16 protein-coding genes are annotated in these 17,399 nt (G+C 58.5%); 2 read left to right on the forward strand and 14 right to left on the reverse strand.

All coding sequences use genetic code 11. The features are described from left to right. Positions 1-86 precede the first annotated feature (86 nt). The 6 genes from J4D97_RS00180 to J4D97_RS00205 all read right to left on the reverse strand — a co-directional run bounded on the left by J4D97_RS00180 (position 87) and on the right by J4D97_RS00205 (position 7,322). Positions 87-755, reverse strand: coding sequence for a YggS family pyridoxal phosphate-dependent enzyme (locus tag J4D97_RS00180; protein WP_208305872.1), 669 nt, complete (start codon positions 753-755; stop codon positions 87-89). 51 nt (positions 756-806) lie between these two features. After that, positions 807-1,952 (reverse strand): TlpA disulfide reductase family protein, encoded by a 1,146-nt coding sequence (locus tag J4D97_RS00185; protein WP_208305873.1) that lies wholly within the window; start codon positions 1,950-1,952, stop codon positions 807-809. Between the two features lie 72 nt (positions 1,953-2,024). Continuing rightward, entirely contained in the window at positions 2,025-3,077 is a 1,053-nt protein-coding gene (locus tag J4D97_RS00190; protein ID WP_243900068.1) for a vWA domain-containing protein, read from the reverse strand. 141 nt (positions 3,078-3,218) lie between these two features. Then, complete coding sequence (locus tag J4D97_RS00195) at positions 3,219-4,454, reverse strand: hypothetical protein (RefSeq protein WP_208305874.1); 1,236 nt, start codon at positions 4,452-4,454, stop codon at positions 3,219-3,221. A gap of 265 nt (positions 4,455-4,719) precedes the next feature. After that, positions 4,720-5,937 carry a glycoside hydrolase family 76 protein gene (locus tag J4D97_RS00200; RefSeq protein ID WP_208305875.1) on the reverse strand — a complete coding sequence of 406 codons (1,218 nt, stop codon included), beginning with the start codon at positions 5,935-5,937 and terminating at the stop codon, positions 4,720-4,722. 266 nt (positions 5,938-6,203) lie between these two features. Beyond that, on the reverse strand, positions 6,204-7,322 hold the full coding sequence (locus J4D97_RS00205) for an acyltransferase family protein (protein WP_208305876.1): 1,119 nt from the start codon (positions 7,320-7,322) through the stop codon (positions 6,204-6,206). Positions 7,323-7,630: 308 nt separating this feature from the next. On the opposite strand from J4D97_RS00205, the gene J4D97_RS00210 reads away from it, so the two are divergent. Beyond that, positions 7,631-8,428 carry an alpha/beta hydrolase gene (locus J4D97_RS00210; protein WP_208305877.1) on the forward strand — a complete coding sequence of 266 codons (798 nt, stop codon included), beginning with the start codon at positions 7,631-7,633 and terminating at the stop codon, positions 8,426-8,428. Positions 8,429-8,582: 154 nt separating this feature from the next. On the opposite strand, the gene J4D97_RS00215 is transcribed toward J4D97_RS00210, so the two are convergent. Next, positions 8,583-9,530 carry a hypothetical protein gene (locus tag J4D97_RS00215; protein WP_208305878.1) on the reverse strand — a complete coding sequence of 316 codons (948 nt, stop codon included), beginning with the start codon at positions 9,528-9,530 and terminating at the stop codon, positions 8,583-8,585. After that, positions 9,523-10,425, reverse strand: coding sequence for a DUF58 domain-containing protein (locus J4D97_RS00220; RefSeq protein ID WP_185283024.1), 903 nt, complete (start codon positions 10,423-10,425; stop codon positions 9,523-9,525). Before J4D97_RS00220 ends, J4D97_RS00215 begins: the two co-directional genes overlap by 8 nt. A 37-nt stretch (positions 10,426-10,462) precedes the next feature. On the opposite strand from J4D97_RS00220, the gene J4D97_RS00225 reads away from it, so the two are divergent. Beyond that, positions 10,463-10,840: a DUF4296 domain-containing protein gene (locus tag J4D97_RS00225; RefSeq protein WP_185283025.1), complete on the forward strand. Its 378-nt coding sequence runs from the start codon at positions 10,463-10,465 to the stop codon at positions 10,838-10,840. 82 nt (positions 10,841-10,922) lie between these two features. On the opposite strand, the gene J4D97_RS00230 is transcribed toward J4D97_RS00225, so the two are convergent. The 6 genes from J4D97_RS00230 to egtB form a co-directional block, all read right to left on the reverse strand. After that, positions 10,923-11,279 (reverse strand): tRNA-binding protein, encoded by a 357-nt coding sequence (locus J4D97_RS00230; protein ID WP_208305879.1) that lies wholly within the window; start codon positions 11,277-11,279, stop codon positions 10,923-10,925. Positions 11,280-11,320: 41 nt separating this feature from the next. After that, a complete protein-coding gene (locus J4D97_RS00235) occupies positions 11,321-11,887 on the reverse strand; it encodes a DUF922 domain-containing protein (protein WP_208305880.1) in 567 nt (188 codons plus the stop codon). Positions 11,888-12,118: 231 nt separating this feature from the next. After that, positions 12,119-13,510, reverse strand: coding sequence for an MATE family efflux transporter (locus J4D97_RS00240; protein WP_208305881.1), 1,392 nt, complete (start codon positions 13,508-13,510; stop codon positions 12,119-12,121). 174 nt (positions 13,511-13,684) lie between these two features. Beyond that, entirely contained in the window at positions 13,685-14,806 is a 1,122-nt protein-coding gene (locus tag J4D97_RS00245; protein WP_208305882.1) for a pyridoxal phosphate-dependent aminotransferase, read from the reverse strand. Between the two features lie 49 nt (positions 14,807-14,855). After that, the gene (gene egtD / locus J4D97_RS00250) at positions 14,856-15,854 is read right to left on the reverse strand and encodes an L-histidine N(alpha)-methyltransferase (protein ID WP_208305883.1); all 999 of its coding nucleotides are present in this window, start codon (positions 15,852-15,854) and stop codon (positions 14,856-14,858) included. Between the two features lie 179 nt (positions 15,855-16,033). Continuing rightward, entirely contained in the window at positions 16,034-17,341 is a 1,308-nt protein-coding gene (gene egtB / locus J4D97_RS00255; RefSeq protein ID WP_208305884.1) for an ergothioneine biosynthesis protein EgtB, read from the reverse strand. Between the last annotated feature and the right edge of the window lie 58 nt (positions 17,342-17,399).

Genomic DNA, 17,399 nt, shown 5'->3' on the forward strand with positions numbered 1-17,399 from the left:
CCGCATACGCTCAGCATAACGTTCTTGCGTCAGCACGCGAGATTTCTCCCGCTGGTCGAAATGACAATCGTTAGAAGCATGCGAGTTTACCCCCGTGCGCCAAAAATAGCGCTGCCTACCCGCACCAGGGTGCTACCTTCTTCGATGGCCAGGGGGTAGTCGGAACTCATGCCCATGGAGATTTCCCGGAAATGGTCGGCATCGGCGAAAAAGCGGCTCTTGAGCTGCTCGAAGTAGCCGCGCAGCGTCTGGAACTCGCGGCGGAGCTGGGCCTGGTCGTTGGTGAAAGTGGCCACGCCCATCACGCCCGTTAGGCGCACGTGACGGAGCTGCTGGTACTCGTCGGATTGCAGCATTTCTTCGGCTTCCGCGAAGCTGAGGCCGGTTTTGGTTTCCTCGTCGGCAATGTGGAATTGCAGTAGGCCATTTACCACCCGGTCGTGCTGGGCGGCCCGCTTGTCAATTTCCAACAGCAGTTTTAAGCTGTCTATGCTCTGAATGGTATGCACGAAGGGCGCCAGCTGCTTCACCTTATTGGTTTGCAGGTGCCCAATGAGGTGCCACTCAATATCGGCGGGCAGCTCGGGTTGCTTGGCCACCATCTCCTGCACCTTGTTCTCGCCAAACAGCCGAGCGCCGGCGTCGTAGGCTTCTTGCAGCTTCGCTACCGGGTGGGTTTTCGTGACGACTACCAGGCGGGCCGGCGTTCCGGCCAGCTCGGTTTCTATGTGCTGAATGTTCTCGGCAATGCTCATGCGGCAAAGGTAGGCACTGCTGCGGTGGGGTAGGGTGCGCTACTGTCCCGATCACTTCACCAGTTGCGCCAGCGTCTGCTGCAACGACTCGCCTCGCAGGTTCATGGCTATAATCTTGCCGGTAGGGTCTACCAGAAAGTTCTGCGGAATGGCCCGTACGAGGTAGGCGGTAGCAGCCGCGCTTTGCCAGCCTTTCAGGTCCGAAATCTGCGTCCAGGCCAGTTGGTCATCCTGAATGGCTTTCAGCCATTTGGCACGGTCCCGCGCCTCGTCGAGCGATACGCCCAGAATGTCGAAATTCTTGTTTTTGTAGGCATTGTAAGCCTGTATCACGTTCGGATTTTCGGCGCGACAGGGGCCGCACCAGCTGGCCCAGAAATCAACCAACACGTACTTACCACGATAATCGTTCAGCGACACTTGCTTACCATCGGGAGTTGGTAGCATAAGGTCGGGAGCCTGCATTCCCACCTTCAACGTTGGTGCAGCATCTAGCCCCAATGCTGCCTTGCGCATTCTGTTCCGTATATCCACGGCCTGTGGGCTGTCGCGCAACGCTGGGGAGAGGGTAGGGAGCATGGCCTCGACAAATGGATGACGGGCTTTGTCATCGCTCACCACATCTAGTTGATCGAGGCTAACCAACGAATTGGGGTGGGTTGTAATAAACACGGAATCCAACCGAGCGTCCTCTTTCAAGGCAACCGCTCGGCGCGCCCGCAGCCCTTGCTTGAATTCAAGCGACTGCCGCTGCTCGGGCGTGCCAGCCCAAAAGGTTTTCTCCAGCGTTTTTAATACCTCATACACGGGCTGCTGCTTAGCTGCGAATAACGACTGATACTCCGCCGTGAGCTTGCCACCAGTGACAGTGGCATTTTTCAGGGAGTCTGGGCTGGTGAAGGTGAGCGTGCCTTTTTCAAGGTAGAAGTCCCCCTTGTAATCCGTTGGCTTTTCGCCGTCCCTGCTCAGATACAGCCAAGCCCTTTTGGGCTCGTCTACGCTGCCTTTCAGCAGAAAGTGTCCGTTTCGTATTTCAGTCGAATCTGTTTTTCTACCATAACGCAGATATATTTTATCCGGGGCATTCAGGCGTGAGCCTAGTTGACCTTTCAGTACGAACGAAACGGGCTTCTCGGGTTTCTGCGCGGCTACTATGCCTGGTGCTAATAGGAGAAGGGATAGTAGATATTTTTTCATCGGATAATAAGAATAAAAGGACAATCCTGTAAGATAGGTAGTTAAAATAAATAAGGTCTAATGCATGCTTACCTAATCCTCCAACGCATTCGTCAAAAACGTGTTCTTCAGCCCCAGCCACACCAGCCACAGCAACACGCACCACCCCAGGTAGATGCGGTAGTAATCCTTGGTATTGCGGTAGCGTGTTTGCTTGATTTCGGACTTCTCGTACTGATTGATGCGCCGAAACACCTGGCGCAGGCCGGCGTTGTCGGTGGCACGGAAGAACTGGCCTTCGCCGGCCTGCGCAATTTGGCGCATGGTGGTTTCGTCGAGGCGGGTTTCCACGTAGCGGGTGCGGCCCGCGGGGTCGGTGCCGAAGGGCACGGTGCCGTCGCGCCCCAGGCCGATGGTGTAGATCTTCAGGCCGTAGGCGTGGGCCAGCTGGGCAGCCGTGAGTGGGTCGAGGCTACCGGCAGTATTCTCGCCGTCGGAAAGCAAGATGCACACTTTGGTACGGCTGCGCGAAGCCCGAAGGCGGTTGGTGGCCACGCCCAGCGCCGAGCCAATGGCCGTGCCGTCGTTGGCAATCATACCCAAGTGTAGGTTGCGCAGCTCGTCGCGCAGCAGGTCGTAGTCGGTGGTGAGGGGGGCCAGGGAGTAGGCATCGCCGGCAAATACCACCAGCCCTACCCGGTCGCCGGCGCGGCTGTCCACAAACTCGCGAGCCAGGCGCTTGGCGGCTTCCAGGCGGTTGGGGCGCAGGTCGCCCAGCTCCATCGAGCCCGATACGTCCAGCACCAGCAGCAGGTCAATGCCTTCTCCTGTTTGCACCACGCGCTCGTCGGTGCGCTGGGGGCGGGCCAGGGCTACCAGGCCAAACATTAGGCTGAGGGCCAGCACCACATCGGGCACAAAACGCAGCAGCGCCGACCAATCCTGGCGCACCCTACCCCCCACAAAGGCCACTCCCAGCCGGGCCCGGCGACGGTAGGTCAGCGCCCAGCGTACCACAAAGAGCAGCGGCACCACCGGCACCAGGAGCAACAAGCGCGGCTCCTGCCAGGTGTAGCCCGTCAGCGTAGAGTAGCGCAACGCGTCCAGGAAAGGGGCCAGCAAGCGGTGCCAAAGCTGTTCGAGCATAGAATAGAGAAGGGCAGGGTAGACGGCAAAAGACTTCCGTGTGCGGAATACGGCAGGCACGGCCTGCTATATCCTTCCGCCACGGAAGTCTTTGCCAAATATACTACTCTATCTGTCGCTGGCCGGGTAGGCCACGAGGAGTTAGTGTGAAGTGCTGCTCTCGAAGCCAGCCACAGTGAGGCGCACCGGCCGGGCCGATACTTTATGTTTCGTCACGCTGCCAAAATCCGTGAGCTTCACTTGGTGCACCTCGCCCAGCGTCGGCACGGCAATGTAAGCGTAGCGCTCCGTAGCTTCCAAAACCGGCTTGTAGGTATCGGCGGCTGGGGTAGCGGGAATGGCCTGGCCTTCCTTTTTCAGGGTGCCGGTGGCGAGGTCGTATACGCGCAGCTTTCCATCAAGGGTAAGAATTAGCAGGTTGCTGCCCGCCTGGTCTACCTTGCACTGTATAGCATCATTGCCAGTATAGATGGGCGTAATCCGGTCGGTGCCCAGGTCGATGAAATAGGCGCCTTTAGTGGCCACGTAGCCAATAAACTTATTGGCTGCCTTGGCATAATAGACGCTGGCCAGACGGAAAGCGCCAAAATCGGCTGGGTTAGCAATCAGGCGCTGCTCGCCCGACTGTTTCACCACCAACACGCTGCCCGAAGTATTAGCAGAGGTAGTAAAACAGCCAAATACGGCGTTCTGCCCATCGGTGGCGTTGCCGTGGATGCTGCCAGTCGTCAGCGTGGAGGCGTGCACCAGGCTACCCGTGCTGCTGACTACGCGCACACTGGTAGGGCTGGCACCAGAGGTAGGGGCAACCGTGACGGCGTAGTTGCCATTGTCGAACTGGGCCATAGCCCCGTGGTGTGGCAGTAGTCCAGCATTGATGGTCTTGAACGTTGCGCCAGGCGTATGAAAATCGGCGTCATTACCGACGCTGAGGGTGCCGTCGCCGTCGTTGAAAATCAGCGACTCAGTGCCTTTGCTTTTGAAATGGGTAGGCTTCGCGCCATTGGCCGTAATGGCAGCCCATTTCGGCGTACCCTTCACATCCACATGGTCTACGTGCGACTCTAGCCCCGTATCAAATACTTCCACCATGTTTTGACTCTGATACAGCACCGTTGCAAAACGACCAGAAGCCGTGGTGTACAGGTTGGCCAGCGGAAACTTGGTGTTGAAGGAGGTCACCGAAGCATCGAAGGGAGTTATTTGCGTGAGCTTGGTGTCTTGCTCGTCGCTTACCAATACCCGTACGTAACGATGCTCCTGCTCAGTAGCAGCTACGTCAGGTGCGGCATCTGAGTCGTTGTCGTCGCACGAAGACAATGTTGCCGTGGCAAGTAACGCCAGTAAAAAGGTAGAGGTGGAAAGGTTGAATTTCATAAGAGCAAGCTGCCTTGAATGAATATTACATGAAACATTGATGCAATATTAAGACAATTAATGTTAGATATGCAACTATGTTTCATGTAATCTTCATTTAAGGCAGCTTTCCTCTCGGGCTTATCTAATGGGAATTGAACTCAGAGCTAACAAAGCGCTACTTCGGGTCACATCATTCCACCATAAAAACGAGAAAGCCCCTCGTCGGAGGGGCTTTCATGCTTCTCTTAGGGGTAGCTTTTATCTGACTTTCTACCTACTTATGCTATCGGAAGCGATAGAGGTTAAGCATCATAGACACGCCGCCATTCGTGCGCCACGAGTTCAGGTTGTCCGTGTCGGAGGTGCGCGTGCTCCACAAATTCCACATCAACCCGTTCGAGTTGCGGATCGACCACGCCTGGCTAGCATTTAGGTCCAGCCACGGACCGTACGTGGAGGCGGTGCCGGTGTCTTTCACGAAGATGCAGGCCCACCGCGCAAAGATGGACTTACCCCCCTGGATGTCCAGTACGGCGTCTTCGTCCTGTAAAATACCGCCGGGCGACTTGGATAAGCTGGTGCGGGCATAGTTCATGGCCTGGAGCCCCATACTCCGGTAGTCGGGGCTGCTGTAGTAGGGGCGCAGCTCATTGGCTGCTCCAATGAAGGTGCCCTGCGTATACAGCAAAGCGCCTTCCGTAATTTGGCCGGCTTTGTTCACCGCCCCTTTCACTTCGCCGGTGGCGGGCACATACATCTGCGGCACCAGCCAGTCCATAATCATCTTGGCTTTGTTACGGTAGCTCACGTCGCCGGTGGCTTTGTAGAGGCGCATGGCGCAAATCACGGCCGGCGCATTCACGCAGGTGTTTTTGGAGAGCTTGTCGGTTTTCCACCACAAGCCCCCGCCCAGCGTGGTGTCCCAGCCGCGGGCCCACACCAGGTCAAAGTTCTGCCGGGCCATATCCAGCATGCCCCCGTCGTTCCAGATCTCGTAGGCGCGGATGCACATCAGAGAGCCCCAGATGATGTCGTCGTTGAACTCGTTGCTGCTCCACAGCAGGCCGTGGGCATCGCGCATGCCGTTGTAGAGGTACTGGATTTTGTTTTTGTACTCAGTGGTAGGGTTTACATTATAGGCATCAATGACGGTTTCGATGGCTTCGGCCTGGGTCCAGAAATCCATGCGCCGGGTCTTGGCCAGATCAAACCAGTAGTTGGCCTTGAAGGTAGGGCCATACGTGCCGTACTGGTTGTAGTACTTGTTGTCGTAGCTAGTCAGCGCCAGCAGGGCTTCACTTTTGGGCACGACGGCCAGCGCGCTGACCTGGGTAGGGGCTATTCCGCCTGTTGCGTCACTGTCGGTGAAAACCTCCTCTTGACAGCCCGAAAGCAGGCTCAGCAGCACGGCTGGCAGAATACTCCGGCGCAGAGTGTGCCTTAGGCTAGAAGGCACGGAGACCTGGGGGTGGGGGCGGTACGTAACGTGGTTCGTTTGCATAGGATGTGGAGTATGGGTGGGAAGGTAGTCCTAGTGACGAGCGGCTTCGTGATCTGGTGGCCGGAGTAGGCCAGCCAGCCAACGCGCTACAAAGCGTGCGCTGCGGTACGATGCCGGAGAAGGTACAGGTTTTTTGCTGCCTACGAAACTAGTCCTAAGCAAAAAAGCAGTTCAAGCGCCTCGCTACGAGTGCTGTAGAATAAGGACATACAGCGGTAGGTGGCTGATGCCAGCGCCTTGGCCACACGTATTCCAATAGTCCGAGCCTACACAAGTTTTCTCCGTAACCACTTGCGAACTGGCTCATCGTACCATTTCAAGGCAACATAAGCCAGCACGATTCCGCCTAGTAAGATAAGTAGCGCATAGGGCCACGCCTGCGCGAGCGTGGTGCCTGGATGATTGCTGATCCAGGCAACATAAAAATAGACCAGCGGGTAGTGCACCAGGTAAAGCGGGTAGGATAGGTCGCCCAGAAACCTACATAGTCTGCTCTCGTGGTGCGTTTGCACCGCGCTACTGGCACCCAGGTAAACGATGAGCGGGAAAAGGAGAATAATGCATACCGATTCATAAAGTCCGTTCAGCCACAGATGCGTCGCGCCGCCCAGGCGCGGCATATACAGCAGGGTGGCCAGTAGCAGGCTGCACCAGAAAAAGGCGTTGCGTATGCGCCCCGTGGGCTTAGCTACCCGAGAAAGCAACAGACCAGCACTGAAAGGGAACATCGTACGGGTGAGGCCAATGCGGACCTGCTCTACATTCAGCGTCCAGCCGCCACTAACGTCGCCGTTGGTGATGGCCAAATGAGCTAGGGCAATAGCCGCGATGCCGACCAGGATGCATAAAGCGGTGTTGGAAAACTTCCGGATCCAGATGGCATACAATAGGTTCGCCACGTATTCGAAGAACAACGACCAGCCCACGCTATTCAAAGGGTGCATCTCTTGCCAGCCCCGTATATCCAGCGACAGCGGCACGGGTAGGATGGTATACCCAATGAGCAGCACCAGCAGCATCTTCCAGACGGGGACCGTATGAATGAGTGGCCAGATGGTAGAATCAGTGAAATAGAAGCCGATGGCGCCGAGGGTCATTCCCAGCACTACCATAGGTTGGAGGCGTGCGACCCGGCGTTTTAGAAAACCGCCTACGCTCATCTTGTACCAACGGTCATCATAAGCGTAGCCAATCACGAAGCCAGATAGCAGGAAGAAGAAGTCGACCGCCAAATAGCCGTGATTGACCAGAATATCCAGGTGTCCGGTTCCCAGTGGCTCGGTCAGATGAAAGGTAACCACGATGATGGCCGCAACCCCGCGAAGACCGTCTAAGACGGGGTAGTGGGGTGGAGTGGCTAGCTCCTTGTTGTGTGTTCCTGGCATCAGATCGGCTATACAGGCGAGAAGATAAATCTTTGGCAAAGTATATAAACCGAGCAGATGAAAGGCGCAGTAGGGGTAGGCCTCTTTGCTCTAAGCATGTAGTTTGGTACGACGTGTACCTGCACGAGCAGGGAAAGGCTAGCAGCAATAACCGATTCTTCTCATGCCTAGAATACAAGGGATAAGCGCGAGGCCTAGCGGGCCCTTGGCTCATTCGCGTACCTTCGCGGCTCCTTCCGGTATCTTATACTATTCTCTTTCTTGTGAAAGCTAGTCGTCTCCTTGCACTCTGCGCCCTGTTGCTCTTTGTGAGCTGTTACCCAGCGGCGCAGGCCCAAACAGCATCCACGCCCCTGACCATTGGGCAAACCTTCACGTTGCCGTCGGAGGCGCTGCACGAAACGCGCCGCATCAACGTGTATGTACCACCGGGTTATACCGATTCAGCCGCCATCCGGCTGCCCGTGCTGTACATGCCCGATGGCGGGCAGCAAGAAGACTTCCTGCACGTGGCAGGTTTGGTGCAGGTGCTCACGGGCAATGGAACCATGCGCCCGTTTATATTGGTCGGGATTGAAAATACCCAGCGCCGGCGCGACCTAACCGGCCCCACCAACAGCGAAGAAGATCGGAAGATTGCCCCTCAGGTAGGCGGGTCGGCCGCATTTCGGCTGTTTATTCGCACGGAGCTCATGCCCCTAATCCGGGAGCGATACCACACCGCTGCCGAAACGGCCATCATGGGGGAGTCGTTAGCGGGCTTGTTTGTGCTGGAAACACTGTTTTTGGAGCCCGAGCTCTTCGATACGTACATTGCCTTTGACCCTAGCCTGTGGTGGAACAAGGGCCAGTTGGTAGACCAAGCTAAGGCCATGCTACAGGGCTACAGCGGTCCGGCAAAAACGGTGTATGTTGCCTCCAGCAGCGATGATGCCCAAATTCCCGAGTCGCGCCGGCTACCATCCGCGCTGAAGGCAGCGAAGCGCACCATCCGGTGGTATTACGAACCCATGCCTGAGGAAACGCACGCAACAATCTATCATCCAGCCGCGCTGAAAGCGTTGCGCACTGTTTTCAAACCTACTACAAATACAGCTGGTAAGTAACTGTTTATACTTCTAGTATGTGTCCTGCTTCAACATCTTCTTCAAGAGGCACGTAGGCCTAACGCTCCTGGCTTTTCGCAAAGCTCTGTGAGTAGGCTAGGAACTCATCCGCTGAACAGAACAGATTCTACGTTAGGATAGCGCAGTTCCAAAGTTACCCTCGTGCTGGATTTAATGAGCGCTCATCGGCCTGGTAGCGCACTTCTGCAAACTCGCGCAGCAGGTCAAACACCAGCGGACTTTCGGTTTCTTCTTCCATCAGCTGGTTGCCGTAGATCATGCGGTCGGCTAGGTGCAGGGCCTGGGCCACGCGTGGGTCGTGGTGGTAGTGCGCTACTATCTCGCGGGTAGTCAGGCTGTTGATGCTGTTGTTTTCGAGGGTGCTGAGGTAGTTTTTCCAGAGCGTGATGGCGCGCTCCATATTGGTGAGGGAGCGCGACAGCTCAAACCGCTCGATGTGACGGGCATACTGAGTAAGGAAATACGCGTGGTTTTTGCGTCGGCGGTACCGCTGGTAGCGCCGACGCAGGCCCTTGCGAAAGCCCAGAACCAGCCCTCCGGCCACGAGTGCCAACACTGCGAAGCCCGCCAGCCAGTAGGGGTAGTTGAAGCGCGCTTCTATGGGCAGTGGTTGCACATTAGCGCGGAGGGTAGGGGTAGGAACACCGGGTTGTAAAGGAGCCGCCGTGCGCGTTAGCTGCACCGAGTCGGGGAGGGCGGGCACCGTGAGCGTATCGCGGCCGCGCAGCACCAGCACAGGTAGGCGCAGGCGCTGCACTGGGTCCAGGGAAAAGGTGCGCAGCAGGTACACGGTGCGGTCGAGGCTGCGGCCCTGGCGGGTGCGGGTAGGCTGGTAGGAGCGCCGAATCAGCTCAAACGGCGCAAAACTGGCCGTCGAATCCGGGAAAATTACTTCCAGGTTTGGCGCGTGGCGGTAGGTTAGCTCGTAGCGAATAGGTTGGCCCACGCGCACGGTAGGCTGCACAAAACGGCCACGCGGCAAGGTGTCGGTGCGAGGCGCGGTTTGTCCGTATGCGGTGCTACCAGATAGCAACAAGAGCACCGCCAGTAGCGGCCCTACCCAGGCGACGCGATTACCCACGGCCGCCCCGCTGGTTGCGCCTCCGAAACAAACTCACCAGCTGCGGCACAAAGTCGGAGTCGGTGGCAATGGATAGAAACTCGGTGCGGTGGCGCCGGCAAATTTGCCCGATTTGCTCACGGGTTTGCTCGTAGGTGGCCCGGTAGCGTGCCCGAAACGCCGCCGAGGACGTATTGGTCCACACGGTGCGGCCGGTTTCCTGGTCGAGCAGCGGAATGATGCCCAGGGGCGGAAACTCCCGCTCGCGCTGGTCCAGGAGCTGCACCACAATCAGGTCGTGCTTGCGGGCCAGCATGGTCAGCTCCCGTTCGTAGTTGGTGTCGATGAAATCCGAAATCAGCAGCACAATGCTGCGCCGCTTCAATAGGCCCAATGCTTGCTTGATACCCTCGGCTACGTTGGTTTGGCGCGAGCGGGGCTCCAGGTCAAACAACCGCTTAATGAGGGCGTAGGCGTGCCGAATACCCTTGCCCGGCGACAGAAACAGTTCTTTTTGATCCGAAAACGCAAAAATGCCCAGTTGTGCCTCTTGCCGGGCGGCAGCCAGCGCCAACAGGCCGCAGATGTCGCGGCCTACATCGAGCTTGCGCCTACCTTGGGCGCCTACCTGCTGCGAGGCGCTGACATCAAGCAGCAATAAAACCGACTGTTCGCGTTCTTCCTTGTACGTCTTGACGAACGTGCCGTGGCCTTTGCTGGATACGGCCCAGTCGATGGCCCGCACCTCGTCGCCGTACTGGTAGAGGCGCACATCATCAAATTCCAACCCCGTACCCTTGAACACCGAGCTGAAATCGCCCTGTAGCTGCGCGTCGGCAGTTTTGAGAATACGTATCTCCATTTGCCGCAAACGGCGCACAAGTTGCTGGAAAGGCGTGGATTCGGGCGTATTCATCACGGCTAAACTACGGGATCTGGCTAACTTTGCCCACGTGAAAACTCTTTTATCCTACGCCCTGCTGTCTTTGAGCCTGTTGCTGAGCAGTTGCGACCGGCCCGAAATGGCCGTACCACCCGCCCAACTGCTCTCCAAAGAACAGATGCGCGGCATCCTCATCGACCTGCACATCTTGGAAGCGCGCATCGAGTCGGGCCGCCTGAGCACCGATTCGGCGCGGGCGCTCTACAACGAGCAGCAGCGCCTGGTATTGCAGCAGCACCAAGTCACGGATTCGGTCTTTCAGCAGAGCTACCGCTATTACGCCATCCACGACAAAGACTTGGATGGAATCTACGGGGAAATTATCGACAGCCTGGCGGCCCGCGAAAAGAAGCTGGAAGAAGCCAGCCAGAACAATCAAACGAAATAGCTATTGTTCGCACTCACTCGGCATAGCCGAGTGAGTGCAGGAGAGCATGGAATGCGAGTGTAAGTTCAAAACTTCACCATTCTTATAATAAGCGGCTGCCGTTGGGCACAGGGCTAGCCACTGTGGCCAGTACAATATGCCCATCGGCATCGGGTGTGCCCGTCACGAGTACTTCGGAGCGAAACGGACCGATTTGCTTAGGTGGGAAGTTGACCACGCACCACACTTGGCGGCCTACGAGGTCGGAGGGCTGGTAGTGGTGCGTGATCTGGGCGCTGGATTGTTTTAGGCCGATTTTAGGTCCTAGATCAACCAGCAACTGGTAGGCTGGCTTACGCGCCTGCGGGAATTCGCGGGCTTCTACAATGGTGCCCACGCGCAAGTCGACGCGCGTGAATTCGTCCCAAGAAAGGGGAGCGGGAGTGGTGGATTCTGCCATACGTAACGCCAAGGTAGCACTTCACGCAAGGTCAACGGTTCTTATTGCGCCAAGGCAAACTGCTCCAACTGCGCCAGCTTTTGCTGCACCTGGGTTTCCCATAGCTGCTGTTGCGGCTTGTTCAGGCCGTGGTTGGTGGCCTGGTCGTAGCGGGCTTCCTCGCGCTGCCACTCCGAAAACATGGCTTTGGTCAGGTTCTGAAACTTGGGTTGCAGATGCTGGCAATCGAACTGCGTTTGGCTCAGCTTCTGGCGCATGCGGCGAGCATACAGCTCCGTGATATCGAAGTGCAGCTGCTCGTGGCGCAGCAGCTCGGGGCTGGCCTTGGTGGCCTCCCGTACCCACGATTCAGTGGGCATAAAGACAGCCTGCACCTGCGAGGAAAACACGAAATCCTTGCAGCCTACCTGCACATCAATATTGGCTGAGGTGAGGGCCGCCAAGCGGTCAGTAGGGGTAGGCTTAGTCTTGAAATCGGCCCAGGTGAGCTTGCGTTGCGCCGACCACGCAATAACCTCGGGCTTAGGCGGCGTGGTTTGGGCGGGCGTAGGAACGGAAAAAAAGCCGCCCAGCAGCAGGCTAGGCAACAGAAACGAGAAGAAGGACATGGCAGACAGGAATACTACTTCCGTGCCAACGCTGAAAGGAAGTTATTTAGTTGCGAAGTGATGAGATGGTGAGTTGTGAGGTTGTGAATAAAGAATACGGCTGTCATCCTGAGCTTGCGAAGGACCTTATCACGCGTGAACGACAAGCGTAACCAACGACTCGTTCTAACATGAGAAGCTCCTTCGCAGGCTCAGGATGACAGCCGTATTCTTTATTCACAACCTCACCACTTAATGCGCCATTACAATCCGTTCCAAATTCACGGCTGCCGGCGTTTGGGCGCTGTGCTGCCGGAAGCGCCAGAGCAGCACGCCCGCTACCAGCGTGAGGCCAGTGAGTAGCCCTACCCATACGCCGGTTGCACCCCAGCCCAGCCCAAAGCCCAGGCCGTAGCCTATGGGCAGCCCCACCGCCCAATATGCCAGCAAGGCTACTATAGAAGGTACTTTTACATCTTCCAGACCGCGCAGCGCGCCCAGCCCTACCACCTGCAAGCCATCGGATACCTGGAACAGCGCGGCAATGAGCAGCAGCCCGGCGGCTTGCTCTACCACCAGGGTTGTGTCGTTGTATAGGTAGGGAATCACCTGGCGGCCTGCTACCAATATGAGGCCCATCGTGCCCATAAACAGGAAGGTGAGCCAATAGGCCGTAAAGCCCGCCTGTCGGGCACCGGGGCCGTCGCCGAGGCCGTAGAAGTTGCCTACCCGCACGGTGGCCGCGGCCGCAATGCCGCTGGCCGCCATATAGGTAACGGAAGCTACGTTGATGGCAATCTGGTGGGCAGCCAGCGGCGTAGCGCCCAACCAGCCAATCATGATGGCGGAAAAGCTGAAGGCGCCCATTTCGAACATCATCTGCACGCCAATGGGCGCGCCCAGGCCCAACAACCGGCGCAGCGTAACGGCATCGGGGAGGAACTGCGTGCTGGCCGCTTCGCGGTAGGGTTGCAGGCGGGCCGCTCGTAGCACGTAGGTGCCCATGAGCAGCGCCATCAGAATGCGGGCCGTGAGGGTAGCCCAGGCCGAGCCCATCAGCCCCATTGGGGCCACGCCGAAGTGCCCGAAAATCAGGACGTAGCACAGGAAGGCATTCACTACGTTGGCCATGATGGACAAGTACATGGCTTGGCGGGTGAGGCCCAGGCCTTCGGCAAACTGCTTGAAAGCCTGAAAGAGCATCAGCGGCACGTAGGACAGGAACAGCACCTGAATCCAGGGGCGGGCCAGGGCTTCTACGGCCGCCGGCTGGTCTAGGTAGCGCAGCAGTGGCGTTAGGGCAAAGCCCAACAATGCCAGCACCAGACCGGCCGCCAGGCACAGCCATACGCCATTCACCAGCAGCCTACCCAATGCGGGCACGTCGCGGCGGCCATTGGCGGCGGCCACCAGCGGCGTGATGCCCAACGACACGCCCAGGCCCAGCACCAGTCCTACCGTACTTGTGCTCACGCCCAGGGATATAGCTGCCAACGACGTAGCCGCCAGCGCAGGCGGGTCAATGTGCCCCACCATCACGCTGTCGCAGACGTTGACGAGCACGTGGCCCAACTGGCTCAGCACCACCGGGTAAGCCAGCAGCAAGGTGGGTTTAATGTGTGGACGAAGCGCGGTGAAAGACATAACAAGCAGATGAATGGGCCGGCAAAGGTAGCGTAATGCGAAGCGAGTGCTAGCGTAACCCCACCCCCGTCCCCTCCCCTCCGGGAGAGGGGTGCGTTCAACGGTTCTTGCATATGTCGCCTGGCACCCCTCTCCCGGAGGGGAGGGGACGGGGGTGGGGTGAACAGCAGCGGCCTAAATTCGCTTACGCATTGCTTCCAGCGCCGTCCGTAGCCGAGGCAGCGCCTCAGTCAGCACCGCGGGCTCTACGGCGTATGAAAGCCGCACAAAGCCCGGCGTGCCGCAACTGGTGCCGTCTACCACCTCTACCCCGTTGGATTTTAGATGGGTCACCAGGGCAGCCGAAGCAACCTCTTTCGATTCGGCTGGAGGTAGGTAGGCGCGCAAATCGGGGAAGGCGTAGTAGGTGCCGGCCGGCGGGGGTAGGGCGGGCACGTGGGGTAGGGCAGCCAGGGCGTACAAGAGCTGGGCCCGGTTGGGCGCCAGCCGGGCCAACAGGTCGGCCGCAATGGCAGCGGCAGCTTCTACGGCCGCTTGGGCTGCCGCCTGGGCCGGCGCGGGCACCGATTTGCCGGTGGCAAACTGAATGGCCGCACACTTGCGGGCCAGCGCTGGCGGCACTACCAGGTAGCCCACACCCCAGCCCACCAACTCCAGCGACTTCGAGAAGCCGTTGAGCACCAAGTGTTGCGCGTGCGGGTCAGGGAAGGAGAGCAGGGTAGGAGTTGGGTCCTCGCCAAACTGCACCAGGTCGTAGATTTCATCGGAGAGCACCAGTAGCTCCGGGTGTTGCTGCGTGACTTCCAGCAGCGCCCCTACCTCGGCCCGCGTGTAGAGGCGGCCGGTAGGGTTGTTGGGATTGGTGAGCAGCAGCAGGCGGGTGCGAGGCGTGAGGGCCTCCGCGAGCTGCGCCGGGGTAAAGGCGTAGTTATCATCGGCGGAAAGCGGGAGCAGCCGCACCACGCCGCCCGCCCGCTGAATCACCTCCCAGAAGCCAAACCACGCGGGAGTCGGCACCAGCACTTCGTCGCCGGGTTGCAGCACGGCTTGCAGCAGCGTGAGCAGACCCGCTTTGCCGCCGGGCGTCACCACCACGTGCTCGGGCGTGACGTGGGTGGCGCCCCACTGCCGGTAGTGCGACGCCAGAGCCGCCCGTAATTCCGGTTGTCCTTCGGCCGCCGATACGGGCAGGGCCCGGTTGCTGCGCAGAGTAGCCATAGCCGCTTCCACCGCCACGGCGGGGGTAGGGTAGGGGCCGTAGCCAGAAGCCAGACTAACCAGAGGCGAAGAGGACATATACCAGAGAAGTCAGAAGATAGAAAGGAAACCGCAAGCTAGGCCGCGGCTACTCAGGTGCCAGCACCACATCGGCGAAATAAGCCTGCGCATCCGAGAAGGAATGCACCAGTGTGAGCCCGGCATCCTGGCCCAGCTGCTCGATTTGGGGTAGGGTGAACTTGTAGGAGTTTTCGGTATGAATCATCTCCCAGGCCGCAAACTTCACGTGCAAATCCAGGGCGGCAAACTGCACCGTTTGGGCGCGGGTACTCACCAAAAAGGAGCGCACAGCCCCGCTCAGCGGGTCATAATCAGTGTAGTGCTGCCAGTGCTCCAGGTCGAAATCGGCACCCAACTCGCGGTTCAAGCGCTTGAGCAGGTTGAAGTTGAACGCCGCCGTGATACCCTGCGTGTCATCGTACGCCGCCCGAATCAGGCGCGGGTCTTTTTGTAAGTCGAAGCCAATGAGCAGCCGGTCGTCGGACGAAAGCGGCCGGGCTACGCTCCGCAGAAATTCATGCCGATCCTTGGGTAAGAAGTTGCCGATGTTGGAGCCCAGAAACAGCACCGCTTTGCGGCCGGGCCGGGCGGCCAGTAGCGTCAGCGCGTCGGCATAGTCGGCCGTTACGGGCTCCACGGGTAGCGTCGGTAGCTCGTCGGTCAGGCTGGCTACTAAGCCATCCAACGCACCCGTCGAAATATCCACCGGCACGTAGGTGAAACGGGCGCCGGTATCGAGTAGATGACGGAGTAAGATTTTTGTTTTCAGACCGTCACCAGCTCCCAACTCCACTAGAAAAAAATGCTCGTCGGCGGCTGTGGGGCGTAGTGCATCGGCAATGGCGGCCTGGTGCGTCGTGAGCAAGGCAAACTCGGTGCGAGTAGGGTAGTACTCCGGCAGCGCCATAATCTGCTGAAACAGTCGGCTACCCTCGTCGTCGTAGAAATACATCGACGACAGCATTTTGGGCGTGCGGCTCAGGCCGTCGGCTACGTGCTGGCCCAGATCAGTAGCAGAAGCGGGTGCTGCTGGCTCAGTGGAGGTAGGGGAGGAGATGTGGGGCATGAAAGAAAAAGTATCGGGTGCGGTTTTACAATGAGATTGTCATCCTGAGCATGTGGCGCATCAAGCCAGTGTCGAAGGACCTTATGCCCGCAGAACGAGTCGTTGTTACGTCTGTCGTTCAATCGTGATAAGGTCCTTCGACACTGGCTTGATGCGCCACATGCTCAGGATGACAGACGTTACCGGGCCAAGCGAATACCCGTGAACTGCCAGCGCTTATCGGCGTGGAAGAAGTTGCGGTAGGTAGGGCGAATGTGGCTTTCGGGGGTGGCGCAGGAGCCGCCGCGCAGTACCAGCTGGTTCACCATAAACTTGCCGTTGTATTCGCCCAGTGCCCCAGCCGCACGCTGGTAGCCAGGGTAGGGATGGTAGGGCGAGTAGGTCCACTCCCAGGCGTCGCCGAGGAGCTGGTGGCACTGGCTGGGGTCGGCATCGGCGGGGAGGGGTTGCGGGTCGAAGAGGCCGCTTTCCAGGAAGGTGCCAGTGGCTGCGGTAGGCTGAAACTGCCGGGCCGCAATTTCCCATTCCTGTTCCGTGGGCAAGCGGTGGCCGGACCACTGCGCGTAGGCATCAGCCTCGTAAAAGCTGATTTGCGTGACCGGCGCGGCCATGTTCAGGGGTTGCAAGCCGTGGTGAGTGAAGCGCAACCATTGCCCATCTTTCTCCACCCAATATAAGGGAGCCTGCCAGCCTTCGCGCTGCACCAGTTCCCAACCCTCACCCAGCCAATAGCGAAAATCCTTGTAGCCGCCGGCCTGTATGAATTCCAAGTATTCGGCGTTGGTTACCAAGCGGTTCTGCAACTCGAAGTCAGCCACGTAAGTGTCGTGCACCGGTAGCTCGTTGTCGAAGCAAAAGCCGGTGCCCTCGTAGCCTACCTGGTGCATGCCTCCGGTTACGGGCAGCCAGGTAGCGGGGGGGGCTGAGGTAGCTGGTTTCTGGTCGGCTGGCGCGGGTAGGTAGGCGGGTGCCAACGGGCTGGTGCTCAGAATGTATTTGATGTCCGTAGCCAGAAGCTCCTGGTGCTGCTGCTCGTGCTGCAAACCCAACTCAAACAGCTCGGCAAGCGTGGCGGGTAAGGTGTCGGCTAGGGCCAGCAGTTGAGCCATGTGCGCGTCTACATGGGCGCGGTAGGCGTACACATCGGCCAGCGGTGGGCGCGAAATGGTGCCGCGGTCGGCACGGTTCACGCGGCTGCCCAGCGAGTTATAATAGGAGTTAAACAGGTAGGCGTATTCGGGGTGGAATACCGTGTAGCCCGGCAGGTATTCGCGCAGCAGGAACGTCTCAAAAAACCAGCTCATGTGCGCCAAGTGCCATTTGGGTGGGCTCACATCGAGGGTAGGCTGCACCACGGTATCCTCGGCCAGCAACGGGCGGCACAGCGCCACCGACTGCTCGCGCACGGCTTGGTAGCGGGTTAGCCAGTTGGTATTGAGGGTGGTAGGGGTAGTGGTAACAGTAGTTGGGGAAGCAGTGGTAGACATACTAGTGGAGTTGGCAGGTTGTTAATACGTACGGCAAAAGGTAGGCGTTGGACAACGA

Source organism: Hymenobacter defluvii, assembly GCF_017589435.1.
Taxonomy (GTDB): Bacteria; Bacteroidota; Bacteroidia; order Cytophagales; family Hymenobacteraceae; genus Hymenobacter; species Hymenobacter profundi.

Bases quoted from the DNA above. Each gene is read 5' to 3' on its own strand.
- J4D97_RS00200 (WP_208305875.1), bottom strand. From the start codon at position 5,937: ATGCAAACGAACCACGTTACGTACCGCCCCCACCCCCAGGTCTCCGTG.
- J4D97_RS00240 (WP_208305881.1), bottom strand. From the start codon at position 13,510: ATGTCTTTCACCGCGCTTCGTCCACACATTAAACCCACCTTGCTGCTG.
- egtD (WP_208305883.1), bottom strand. From the start codon at position 15,854: ATGCCCCACATCTCCTCCCCTACCTCCACTGAGCCAGCAGCACCCGCT.
- J4D97_RS00245 (WP_208305882.1), bottom strand. From the start codon at position 14,806: ATGTCCTCTTCGCCTCTGGTTAGTCTGGCTTCTGGCTACGGCCCCTAC.
- J4D97_RS00180 (WP_208305872.1), bottom strand. From the start codon at position 755: ATGAGCATTGCCGAGAACATTCAGCACATAGAAACCGAGCTGGCCGGA.
- egtB (WP_208305884.1), bottom strand. From the start codon at position 17,341: ATGTCTACCACTGCTTCCCCAACTACTGTTACCACTACCCCTACCACC.
- J4D97_RS00190 (WP_243900068.1), bottom strand. From the start codon at position 3,077: ATGCTCGAACAGCTTTGGCACCGCTTGCTGGCCCCTTTCCTGGACGCG.
- J4D97_RS00195 (WP_208305874.1), bottom strand. From the start codon at position 4,454: ATGAAATTCAACCTTTCCACCTCTACCTTTTTACTGGCGTTACTTGCC.
- J4D97_RS00235 (WP_208305880.1), bottom strand. From the start codon at position 11,887: ATGTCCTTCTTCTCGTTTCTGTTGCCTAGCCTGCTGCTGGGCGGCTTT.
- J4D97_RS00220 (WP_185283024.1), bottom strand. From the start codon at position 10,425: ATGAATACGCCCGAATCCACGCCTTTCCAGCAACTTGTGCGCCGTTTG.
- J4D97_RS00185 (WP_208305873.1), bottom strand. From the start codon at position 1,952: ATGAAAAAATATCTACTATCCCTTCTCCTATTAGCACCAGGCATAGTA.
- J4D97_RS00230 (WP_208305879.1), bottom strand. From the start codon at position 11,279: ATGGCAGAATCCACCACTCCCGCTCCCCTTTCTTGGGACGAATTCACG.
- J4D97_RS00205 (WP_208305876.1), bottom strand. From the start codon at position 7,322: ATGCCAGGAACACACAACAAGGAGCTAGCCACTCCACCCCACTACCCC.